The 12777-nt window shown below is 41.7% G+C and carries 6 protein-coding genes; all 6 read right to left on the minus strand.

Annotated elements, in window-relative coordinates:
* Window positions 1-62: 62 nt before the first annotated feature.
* Window positions 63-2777: a DUF7619 domain-containing protein gene (locus tag G4D82_RS04540; protein ID WP_166334976.1), complete on the minus strand. Its 2715-nt coding sequence runs from the start codon at window positions 2775-2777 to the stop codon at window positions 63-65.
* A gap of 52 nt (window positions 2778-2829) precedes the next feature.
* Window positions 2830-5076, minus strand: coding sequence for a T9SS type A sorting domain-containing protein (locus G4D82_RS04545; RefSeq protein ID WP_166334978.1), 2247 nt, complete (start codon window positions 5074-5076; stop codon window positions 2830-2832).
* 21 nt (window positions 5077-5097) lie between these two features.
* The gene (locus tag G4D82_RS04550; protein ID WP_166334981.1) at window positions 5098-5859 is read right to left on the minus strand and encodes a LytR/AlgR family response regulator transcription factor; all 762 of its coding nucleotides are present in this window, start codon (window positions 5857-5859) and stop codon (window positions 5098-5100) included.
* A gap of 14 nt (window positions 5860-5873) precedes the next feature.
* Window positions 5874-7865, minus strand: coding sequence for a tetratricopeptide repeat-containing sensor histidine kinase (locus G4D82_RS04555; RefSeq protein ID WP_166334983.1), 1992 nt, complete (start codon window positions 7863-7865; stop codon window positions 5874-5876).
* Window positions 7866-8051: 186 nt separating this feature from the next.
* Window positions 8052-11990 carry a DUF7619 domain-containing protein gene (locus G4D82_RS04560; RefSeq protein WP_166334985.1) on the minus strand — a complete coding sequence of 1313 codons (3939 nt, stop codon included), beginning with the start codon at window positions 11988-11990 and terminating at the stop codon, window positions 8052-8054.
* Between the two features lie 23 nt (window positions 11991-12013).
* A complete protein-coding gene (locus tag G4D82_RS04565; protein ID WP_166334988.1) occupies window positions 12014-12775 on the minus strand; it encodes a LytR/AlgR family response regulator transcription factor in 762 nt (253 codons plus the stop codon).
* Window positions 12776-12777 lie beyond the last annotated feature (2 nt).

A 12777-nucleotide genomic window follows, 5' to 3' on the forward strand; every position in this document is an offset into this window, starting at 1 on the left:
TGTAACAGCAAAAAACGCACTGCTTTTGGGCAATGCGTTCTCGGAAAAAACAACCGGTATAATTACCTTTTCACTAACTTCTCGATTAGAACCCCTTTAGACGTTACTACTTTGACTAAGTAAACTCCTGAAGGATATTGATTTAGGTTGATTTTTACTTCTTTGCCGTTGGTGACATTTTTGCCTATTTGACTTCCCTGAAGATTATAAAGGGTGATGCTTTCGATTGAATGCTTGGCCAAAACGTTGATTTCATTCGAAGCAGGGTTCGGGAAAAGCACCACCGAAGCTTCATTGAGAAAATCTACACTAGACAATGTCTGGAAAACCGTATTGACCGTCGGTGTATCTAATGGCGCATTTAAATCGTAGTAGACACTGGCCCGATTGGAAACCACAGTTGATTCTGGTAAGTTCTCCAAGGTTTTCATCTTGAGCAGAATATGGCCGTGACCGCCAATTTCAAGATTGATGTTCTGAAAAATAAATTCGACTACATTGCCCGTGATCTGTGTCTCCACGTTATTAGAAGCATCCAAAAGTTGCAGCGTGCTGAGGTCGAAAATATTTGTATCGACTTCAAACCGAATCACGGTATTTGTAGCTGCCAATGTACCGACATTCTCAAAATTAATCATATAATGAAGGTATTGGCCGATGTAACTCGGATCGAGCACAGTACCTTCCAAACAAATAATATCGTTCAAGATATCGGCATCGACCACGGTTTGGCTAAACGCAAAAGTGTTGTCTTGCGGTATTTCGTCATCGGCAACGGGAAGTATCGCAGCAGAAAAATTCAACACGTCGCCAATATTGACAGCAGGCGTATCCGAAGCAGCGTTGAGACTGAAAGCCAAATCAATCCTTCTACTTTCGAAAGGTTGCAGATTGGTGTAATTCCAGGTCAAAATTCCCGGTTGCACTTGCGCTGGGGTGTCTGAAGAAAAGATAAGGTTAAGCACGTCGTCATTGAAATTGAAATCGATAGCACCCGAAAGCAACTGATTGCCATTGTTGGTATAAACAATCTGATAACTCGCCGTATCGCCCGGACGCGCGTGGTTAGCCGGAGCCAAAACGACTGATACATCACGATGAACGCCCAGCGGAGCCAGACAAAAATCAACAGTTTGCTGGTTATTTTCATTATCTGAAAAATTCACTACGGCTGAAGGCGGCGAAAAAATAAACCACTCCGGATGCTGAATACTCGGACTAACAGTAAACGAACCGGTTTGGGTAACAAACGAATAATTCCCTTGGGCATCGATAAAGTTGGCCCCTGAATTCGTTCCGTCTGTAAGGTTCACTCTCAAATTTGGAAAAATCGAATCTGAAGCATCACAACCGTCTGCAAAGGCGTCGTAAGTAATCTTTCCTTTAATCAGATTGTAATCGCCTGATGGAGAAAAAGAACAATAAGAATTCACTACCACATTGCTCGCTCCCGAAGTAAACTGTAGTTGATTATTGACATAGCCAATACCTTCTTCTTGCACACAAACATATTCGATGTTTGGGCAATTGGCCACTCCCAAATAACCCGGAACTGCACCTTGGTTGAACGTACCATTATTCATGAAAATAGACGCCAAGGTATTGTTCTCAGACACATCAATGTAATACAAACCTGAATTGGCATTGAAATTCAAACTGGAAAACGAATTGTTGGTGGCAAAAAACTCAAACAACAACGGATTCTGACTCAAATCGATTTGCGTCAGTGCATTGCTCGAAATGTTAAGTCGGGTCAAATTGGGCAACATAGAAACATCGATAGCGGTGAGTGGGTTGTGGTCGCAAATAATGTTGGCCAGCGCCGTGTTGCCACTAAAGTCAAGTGATGCAAAATCGTTAAATGAACCTTCGAAATACAAAAGCCCAGTCAAAGCAGAAAGGTCAATCGAAGTGAGCGCGTTGTCCGAACAAATCAAAGACATCAAACCAGTCAAACTAGAAACATCTAGCGACACTAAGTTATTTCCGCTGTAGTTCAAATACTGAAGTGCTGTGAGCCCCGTAAAATTGATACTGCTGATGGTGTTGTAAGAGCAATCCAACTGCGACAACTGGCTCAAATTGTTTAAACCCGGCAAAGCACTAATCGAGTTGTAAGAACAATCCAACTGTAACAACTGAGTTAAACTAGCAATATCGAGTTGGGTCAACAAATTGTGATTCAAATACAAGCCTTGAAGCGCCGTCAAGCCCGACAAGTCAATCGAGGGCAACTGATTGTAGTTCAGTTTCAAGATTTGCAGATTGGTCAATCCGTTCAAATTGATGGCCGTTAAAGAATTGTTGTTCAAATCGATGTGTTTCAAATTCGCATTCGGTGCCGTTGCGAAACTAGCAATCAAATTGGCCGACGCATACAGTTCCTGGAGATTAGCCAAAGAAGAAACATCCAACGACGAAAGCTGGTTGTTGTTGATTTTCAGCTTACTAAGTAATGAAAGCCCCGTCAAATCGACGGTGTTTATTTGATTACCTTCACAGTTCAGTGATTTCAGATTGACAAAACTTCCTAAACCGTTCAGCGAGGAAATTTGTGAGGAAAAAATACTCAAAGAATCCACCGCAGCGGCCTCTGTTTCTTGAATCTCTCCATCACTGTTTGCATCTATCCTAATCAGCGAACCATTAGCGTAGGCAATCTCATTGTCGGTATTGGCCGCTAAAAGTATCGATTTAAAATTCGCATCGGGAATATCCACAACCTGCGCTTGGCTCATAAAGCCGACTAATAACAAGGGTAAAAAAACATTTTTCATAGCGTTTGAATTTTTGTTTTTATTTCTTTTTGATTGATTTTTTGCTCTGAGCCTAATCTTTAGCGATTCGCTGCACGTTGACACCTCTTTCTGTACTTATTTTCAGCAAATAGATTCCGGAAGGCAGTTGAGCAGTATTTAATTTCGATTCTTTATTGTTCGGAAGATTTGTCATGATGATTCTTCCCTGAAGGTCGTACATTTCTACCGATTTGATTGCATTATCCGCGCTGATGAACACAACATCTGAAGCCGGATTAGGAGCTACCGACACGCTGTTGTCTGTTTCAAAACCTGTGTTCGATAACAACTGGAATACCGTGGTTTCGGTTCCTGTATCTATCGGGAAATTATAATCGAAGAAAATATCGGCGCGGTTGGTTACTGTGCTTCCGACCGCTAAAGCACCATCTGTTTTGATTTTCAGCAGAATATGGCCGTGCCCACCAATGCCTAAATCGATGTTTCTGAAGATGAACTCTACCACATTGCCGGTTAGTCTGGCCATCACCGGATGCGAGGCATACATGAGTTGCAAAGTATCTATGTTGAACTGCGCCGGATCTATAACAGTTTTCACCACAACATTCTCGGCAGGAAAAGTTCCTGTGTTCTCGAAATTGATGGCGTAATGCAAGTAATTCCCTATTTCTGTGGGCGCAACAACATCGCCTTCTAGACAAGTAATGTCGTTCGGATCATAAGAACCAACTACGGTTTGGTCCAAAGTAAAGGCATTATCGTTCCAGTTGTCGTCGGTAATGATATCGACAAATGAGGTAAAAGTCAAAACATCGCCTATATTCACAGCCGGAGTTTCGGTAGGTGAATTCACATTTAAAGTAATATCGACACTGCCACTTTCAAACGGACGAACCGCCGGAATCATCACCTGTACCGATCCGCCAGTATGATTGACCGGAATGCTCGAAGACACAAAATCCAGCACGTTGTCGTTGAAGGTAAAGTTCAGCCAAAGGTCGTCGGTTAGGTTGCCTTTGTTTTTGTAAACCAATTTGTAAACTGCATCGAAACCCGGGCGCGCCGGTGTGTAGGGCGATATTACCATTTCAGCATCGTGGTGTACGCCGTTGGCGGTGATACAAAAATCTTGGGTTGCCGTATTGTTGTTATTATCTACAAACGGAATCATGGCTGTTACAGGTGAAAAGCTAAACCAATCTGGGTGCTCTACCGATGGTGTCACCTCAAAATTACCTTCTTGTGTGTAAGTGGTATACAATCCGGATGAATTAGTAAAAACGGCGCTTAAATTTGATTCGTCATTCACGTTTACTCTGATATTCTTCGGCTTATTATCCTCCGGACCACAACCATCTTGATTGTTATCAACAGTCAAAGTGCCAGAAATGGTGTTGTAATCTCCGCCTGGTGTGAAAGTGCAATAGGTGTTTACAACGCAATTGGTATAACCATAAGTGATTAAAAGCAAGTCAACCCCAACCAATTCCGCTTCGTCTACACAGATAAATGCGATATTGGGATTGCCATCGAAGTACAGTTGATTGCCGTTTCCAGTTCCGTTTTTTATAAAAAGGGAATTCAGATTGTTCAAACGACAACTCAAAAGCACCAATGATGTCTGCTGGCTAACATCTAAACTTGTCAATTGATTTCCGTTGCAAGACAGCGATTCAAGCGCCGATAATCCTGACAAATTCAATGATGTTAGTAGATTTTCATCACAATTTAGGCCTTTCAAATTGATCAACGGACTTAAATCTAGATTCGCGATTTGATTAAAACCGCATCTCAACTCCAAGAGGTTGGTTTGATCTGACAAGTCTAAATTTGTTAGAGCATTATCCCCGACTTCAAGTACTTTCAATTGAGTTAATCCTGAAAGGTCAATTGTAGAGAGGTTAATATTGTAGGAATAAAGCGATTCAAGATTTACCAATCCTGAAAGATTTAGTTCGCCAAGTGGATTGCTGGCACAAAACAATGATCGCAACTCAATTAAACCATTTACGTTTAAGTCGCTGAGTTGATTATTGGCACATTGCAAACCCTTAAGATTAGAAAATTCAGCTATGCCACTCAAATCCATAATCGATGAGTTGTTTACATCGAGCGAATCGATCACTTGAGCCTCTGATACCTGAATTTCGCCATCATTATTTAAGTCGATTTTTTGATAACCACCATTCGAATAAGCAATAGTATTGCTCACATCAGCTGCTAACAGTTTGGCTTTAAAATTCGCATCTGGAATATTCACAATCTGCGCATTCACCATTCCGGTAAAAAGCATTAAAAAAAGTAAAATTTTTTTCATGATGTCAGTGTTTTGTTTTGGTTAAAGTGCTTTTATTAGTTCCTGCAACCGGTCTTTCTTTCGAGGTGAAATCGGCAGTTGTGCGTTATCGGCCATGATGATGTATCCGCCGTCTTTCTTGACATAAGATTTCAAATAAGCCAGATTAATCAAATGCGATTGATGGATGCGCTCAAAACCATATTCAGCCAATAAATCTTCATATTCTTTCAGCGTTTTAGAAATCACAATCGGCTTGTTATTCTTGATATAAAAAGTCGTGTAGTTGTCTTCGCTTTCACATCGGATGATATCGCTCACTTCAAAAAGATGAATGCCGTCGGCGGTGGTCAGTGCGATGCGTTTGAAATTATCGACCTTCTTACGAATGTTCTCCAACAACAAATCGATGTGTGCATAACTGTTGTTCTTTTGCAGTACTTCGCGGATTTTGCCCACTACGATTTCGAGTTCGTCTGGATCGACCGGTTTGAGTAGAAAATCCAGTGCGCTGAACCTAAAAGCTTTTATGGCATACTGCTCGTGCGCGGTAATGAACACAATATGCGAGGTGGTTTTCCCATTTTTCTTGGCGTGTTGCTCCAGCACATCGAATCCGGTTCCGTCATTGAGCTGAATATCGAGAAACACGACTTGTGGTTTGAGTTTTTCCATTGCGGCCACACCGGTTTCTACGTCTTCGGCTTCTCCAATGATGGTGATGTCTGGCGCATAAAAAGCCAGCAATTCACGCATGCCGTTTCTTAGGTTGGGATCGTCGTCTATTAAAATCGCTGTTATCATTATTCGGCTAGTGGTTAGTTGTTGGCTGACTGGTGTTTTTCTGTGTGTTCGATGTACTGCAAAGGCAAGTGCAAAGTGACTTTTGTGCCTTTGGAGTCATCGGTTTCTGTAGTCATTTCTTCGATATTGACCTCAGCTTTTTTTGCGGTAGAAGTAGAAATCATTTGCAAACGTTTTTTAGTAATATCAAGCGCCATCGATTGGTGTACCGAAACCGATTTTTCTTTGATGGCTTTCGAGGCCGAATAACCAATGCCTGTGTCTTTAATGACGCACACCAACTGCCGGTCTTCAATGGCGAACGAAATCGAAATCATGCCTACTTCCTTGCTCGGAATAATGCCGTGAATAATCGCATTCTCTACGAAAGGCTGTAACAATAAAGGCGGTAGCGCGATATCGTCTTCAATGGTTTTGTCTTTTGATATGGTATAATTGAACTTGTGGTTGAAGCGCAATTGTTCCAGCTCAAGATAATTTTCCAGACTTTGGATTTCTTTGTCGATCGGAATCAGCGATTGTTTCGAATACTCTAAAGTGAGCCGCATCAACTTAGAGAACTTGGCCAAATACTTGACCGCCGAATGGGTTCCGTTCTGTACGATAAAACTCGAAATTGATCCCAAGCAATTGAATACAAAATGCGGATTCATCTGCAAATGCAAGGCTTTCTGCTCGTACTCGGCCAATTCTTTTTGCAAGGTGAGCGTTTTCTTGAGCTGCATGCGGTTGTAATACAAAAACGCGATTCCGGCGAGCATCAAGGCAAATAGGGCCGCGAAAATCAATTGTAGTTTGTTTTGCTTGGCTTGTTGTTGGAGCAGCAACTCTTTTTTCTGAAGTTCTTCACGCTGGATGACTTCGCGCTTTTCGAATTCAAAATTCATCGCCGACTCGACACTTTTGCGAATGGTTTCTGCGTTGGTCAAGCTGTCTTTGGCTTTGCTGTACAATTTAAAATGCAACAACGATTGTTTGCTGTTGTGTTGTTGGTCGTAAATGGCACTGAGCAATTTTTCGGCTTCGACAATTTGTTCGAGCACCCCAATTTGTTTGCCGAGTTGCAAAGCCTGATTGGCGCTCTCCATTGCTGCGGTGGGATTCTTCTGTTCCAGGTACAATTGTCCTAAATAAAGGTAAGTGTTCGCCACGCCGAATTTGTCTTCGATCTGACCGAATGTGGTAATGGCTGCGTTCCAATTTTCGATGGCTTGGGAAGGTTTTTTGGCGGCTAGATGATACAAGCCCATGTTGTTGTACCATTCGCCCAAAGCCCGCGGATCTTGGTTTGCATCAATTTTAGTCTTGGCTTTTGTGTAATAGTCGAGTGCTTTGACCAGATCATTTTCCTTGAGGTAACCATTGGCAATATTGGTGAGCGTAATACCGATTTGCGGATCGCTAAGTTGCTCTTGAATTTTCTGTGCTTTGAGGAAGTATTCGAGCGCTTTAAAAGTTTCGCCTTGTGACTGATAGGCTACACCGATATTGTTGTATACTTGGCCACACTTCTTTTTCTCACCGATGCTTTCGTAAATGCGAACAGATTTCAGATGGTACAAAAGCGCTTTGGCGTAATTGCTCTGTTCGGCAAACACAATTCCGATGCTGCCATAAGCCTTTGCCAATCCTTTTTTGATGGTCAGGCTGGTTTTGGGATTGCCTTGCGATTCGGCTTCGAAAATATTTTGGGCAGTGGCAAAATACTGGAGCGCTTTTGAATAATTCCCTAAGATGATATGAACGTTTCCGAGGTTCAGGTTGGCTTGTCCGGCTTCAATGCTATAGCCTATTTTTTCAGACAAAGCCAACGCTTTTGTAGCATAAGCAAGCATTTGTTTCGGATCGGAAGTTTTGTAGGCATCGGCCAGTGCGTTGTAGGTTTGGGTTTTATCGATGTCGTTTTTAGAAGCTTGTAAAGCCGCTTTTAAACTGTCTATCTTATTTTGGCTATGAACCAGACCAAACAAACTGCAACAAACATAAATCAAAAAGGAGGTTTTCATATTCCTGTGAATTGGTAAACAAATGTAATGTTTAGAATTACACCGCACAGGGCCGATGAAGATACCCTCCATTTGAATGAGTATACACCCGATTTTGACGAGAATTTTTAAATCGGGCCAAAAACAAAAAAACCTTTCCTACTGAAAATCCAGCGGAAAGGCTTTAAAACACTAACTAAAATACTTTTATTCTTTGATGATTTTCTCGATGGCGGCACCTTTTTCGGTAGTGATTTTCAGAAAATAAACACCGCTAGCTTGGTCTGAAATATCCAGTAATTTGGTATTGCCCAAAAACGTCACTAAAATCCGGCCTTGCAAATCATACAACTCAACTGATTTCAGGTGGTACTTCGAACTGATATTTATTTCCGAACTAGTCGGGTTCGGTGCAATCGAAATACTGTTGTCTTTTTCAAAAACCGATTGACTTAACGTAGAGAAAGTAGTAATTGCATCATTAGTGATAATTGGAAAATTATAATCGAAGTATATTCCGGCGCGTTGCAATACGGCATCTTGCGGAACCAAATCTGCTTTGGTTTTTATCTTGAACAATATATCGCCATGACCGCCCACCGGTGGATCGCCTTGTGCCGGATCGAGCTCGATATTCTGAAAAACAAACTCTACGCGATTGCCCTCAATTCGGGTGTACGATGGATGTGAGGAACTCATCACTTGTAAAGTATTGACATCGTACTTGGTTGGATCGATATCGGTTCTAACGACTATATTCTGAGCGAAGTAAGTTCCGGTATTTTCAAAGTTCACTACATAATGAAGGTACTTTCCGATATAGGAAGCATCAACGGTAGCACCTTCTACGCAACTGATGTCATTCGGATCGAAACTGCCCACAACGAGTTGGTGATAATCAAAAGTGTTGTCTTGCGGAAGCTCGTCAGCAATTACCGGCGTAATACTGGCTGTAAAATCTAGAACATCGCCATTGTTTACCGGTGGGGTTTCTGTCGGGGAATTGGTGTTGAAAACAAGTTCAATACTGCGGCTTTCAAACGGCATCAGATTTTCATAATTCCAAGTAATCAGACCATTATTGGCTGCATCTGCTGTGGGAAGCGCCGAAAGAAAATCGGTTCTGCTGTCGTCAAAAGTTAACGTCACGGTTCCGGAATGCATTTGGTTGCCTTTGTTCTTGTAAACGATTTTGTACGTAGAATCAAATCCCGGGCGCGCTACTTCGGTTTGGTGGAACACGACTTCAATATCGCCGTGAACGCCCACTGCATTAATGCAAAAGTGCTGCGGTGCTACATTGTTATTATTATTCGGAAACGAAATGTTAGCCGAAGCAGGCGAGAAATCGTACCAAGACGGATTTTCCACATTCGGCGCCACGGTATAATTGCCCGCATTGACGTAGAATTTATAAGTGCCGTCGAGGTTGGTTACTGTGGCTCCGGTTTGAGTGCCGTCGGTAATGTTAAAACGAACAAACGGATTGACTTCATCGGTCACATCGCAGCCATCGTTATTGTCATCATAAATAGCAATACCTGTAATCGTATTGTGGTTGCCACCCGGAGAAAAAGTACAATACGAATTGGAAACCGTTGCATTCATACCTAAACTATTCAATTGGGTTTGTATGGATTCTAGTTGGCTGTCATCGGCACAGATGTATTGCAGATTGGGGTTATTGGAAAAATCGACATACGCTTCCCGGTAACCGTTCTTCAAAAATAAAGTAGTGAGTTGGTTGCTGCCACAAAATAAAGAATTTAAGAAGCGGCATTGGCTCACATCTAAGGTGGTAAGCTGGTTCGAACCGCAACTCAAATTGTTGAGAAATGCTAAATTACCCAGTTGAAGCTGAGCGGTTTGCGTGTTGATACAGCTCAACATAGTCAGGTTGACCAACTGGCTCAAATCGACAGTCGGCAGTGAATTAAACGAATAATCCAACACATTGAGAAGCGTATTTTGGCTTACATCGAGACTGCTCAACTGATTTAAAGAACAATTCAAACTGGCCAGATTAACCAGAGCCGTTACATCAATACTGGTCAAAAGATTGCTACCGGCATCCAAAGAGACTAAATTGGTTAGTGGTGCCAAATCAATTGTGGCAATGCTGTTGTTGGAAAAGTCCAGGTACTGCAATTGGGTTAAATGACTTACTTCTAATGCACTGATTTGATTATAGTCGCAGTACAAATACACCAAACCCGAAAGCCCGGTAAGATCCAAACTACTCAAATTATTTTGAGAACAGTTCAAGGAAACCAATTGAGTTGACAAACCGCTCACGTTAGAAAGCGCCAACTGATTACTAGAATAGTCTAAGTATTTAAGACTGTTCAAGCCGGTCAGATTCAGTGCTGTCAATTGGTTGAAAGCACAGTTTAGATTCTCGAGTTGGGTCAGATTTTGTACGTTCAACGTGGTGAGTTGGTTGTTGGAACACGTTAGATTGACCAAACTGGGCAAGTTAATCAAACTCAGATTCGCGAGCTGGTTGTAATCGTAATTGAGTGTTCTCAGATTGATTAAGCCATTCAGATTCAAGCTAGAAATCAGGTTGTGGGCACAACTCAAATCTGTCAAATTGGCTAGATTACTCACGTTTAAACTGGTCAGTTGTTGGTAACTGCAATCCAAAGATTTAAGTTGGCTCAAACCCGCAACATCTATGGAAGTAATATTACCGAAGGCGCCAGGCATTCCGCTACAAATTAGTGACTCAAGATGCGTTAAACCCGACAAATTCAAGCTGGTCAACAAATTAACAGAGCAATTTAGATTAATCAAGTTGGAAAGCCCTACCACATTCAAGGTTTGCAGTTTCGGAATGATTTGTCCATCAACAATGTAACCGCCACCACAAGACAAATCAGTCAAATTGGGCAATTGGGAAGCATCCAAGTCGGTCATCATGTTGTTGGTACAAGTGAGTTTTTTAAGATTGGGCAAATTGGTCAAATTCAAATTGACGATCTGGTTCCAAGAACAATCCAGTTCTTCTAGTTGGTCCAATCCGGAAAGGTTTAAAGTAGAGAGCATGCCATAATTACAGAACAATTTTTTGAGCTGGGGCAAATTGCTGAACGTTAAACTAGTGAGTTGGCTCAAAATACTCGAATTGCTACTGATACCGCCAAAAACCCTTAAATCTTCCAAACTTGGCAAATCTGCAAAAGTCGCCGTAGTTAGCAAATAATTATTGCTGCAATTCAGTGTAATCAAACTCGGAAGATTATTAATATTTAAACTGGTAATATCCAGATAACTACAATCCAGTAGCTTCAAATTGGAAAGGTTGCTCACATCGAGGCTGCTCAACTGGTTATAACTACAAACCAACTCTTCCAAATTGACCAAGCCATTGAAGTTGATATTGGTCAAGAGGTTATTACTGAAATTTAATTTGGTAATCGTCGGACTGATTCCGTTGAGATTGGTCAGTCGGTTACTACTACAGTTTAGCTCAGTCAATTGGGTAACTCCTATTAGTGTTAAGGTATTCAAAGCATTCATAGAGCAGTTAATACGCTGTAACAACCCATATCCACTCAGGTTTAAACTGGCCAACTGTGGGTTGCCCATGACTGTAAGTTGGGTCAAGGTTGCTGGTGCGTTCAGATTGAGCGAAGTGAGATTGGTCGAGTATACAAAGAGACTTTCGAGTTGGTTGAGATTACTCATATTGACCGAAGAAAGGTTGGGCAATGAAATAAGTTGCAATTGGTCCAAATCGGTCAAACTATTCATGTTGAGTGAGCTCAGTTGAAATAAATTATTCAAGGCAAGAAACTTCAGTTGTGTCATTGCATTAAGATCGAGCGAAGTCACTGGAACAGTCCCCACACTCAAGCTGAACAAATTGCTAAAAGCTTCCAGACCAGTAAGGTCGCTGATTCCGATTCCTGAAACGTTCAAAAACCGAATCGCTAGGGCTTCGCTGACTTGAATTTCACCATCATTGTTGGTGTCAATCACCACCCAACTATTGTTATTATCCTGAGCAATCAAAAACTGCGATTGATTCAGGTCGTTCGAGGCTGACAATAACCTGGCTTTGAAAGCAGCATCGGGAATATTGACAATCTGTGCATTTACCATCCCGGTAAAGAGCAACAATAATCCTACTATTTTTTTCATCTGTTTGTTTTGTATCGGTTGTTTTAAAGGGCTTTGATTAGTTCCTGTAGTTTTTCTTTTTTGCTTTGTGCGATCGGAAGCCTTGTATTTTCAGACATCACCACGTAACCACCATCGGTTTTGATATACGATTTCAGGTAAGAAAGATTAATCAGGTGCGACTGATGGATACGTTCAAATCCTTGCTCGGTAAGCATTTCTTCGTACTCTTTGAGTGTTTTGGAAATGAGTACCGGTTTGTGGTTCTTGATAAAAAACTCGGTATAATTGCCTTTGGCTTCCAGTCGAATGATATCGGCCACCTCAAAAAGATGGATACCGTCGCTGGTCGAAAGGGCAATGCGTTTGAAATTATCTACTTTTCGTCGGATATTCTCCAGCAATAAATCGATATGGTCAAACGATTTGGTAGAAGAAGCAATCGACTTAATCTTTCCAATAGTATCCTGCAATTCCTCAGGATCTATTGGTTTGAGAATAAAATCTAATGCACTGAACTTGAAAGCCTTCACCGCATATTTCTCATGAGCCGTAATAAAAACAATGTGCGAGAGGATTTTTCCGCTCTTGGCTTTGAGGCGTTCCAGAATGTCGAAACCAGTGCCGTCACTCAGATGAATATCTAGAAAAACTACCTGTGGCTGGAGCTTTTCAATAGCCAAAATACCGGTCTTGACACTTTCGGCTTCTCCAATAATATGAATGTCGTTGGTGTATCGTTCCAGCAAAGCTTTAAGTCCTTCGCGCAAATGTTTGTCGTCGTCGATGAGAATGGCTGTAATCATGC

The organism is Flavobacterium lotistagni (genome assembly GCF_011392125.1).
In the GTDB taxonomy this organism is placed as follows: Bacteria; Bacteroidota; Bacteroidia; order Flavobacteriales; family Flavobacteriaceae; genus Flavobacterium; species Flavobacterium lotistagni.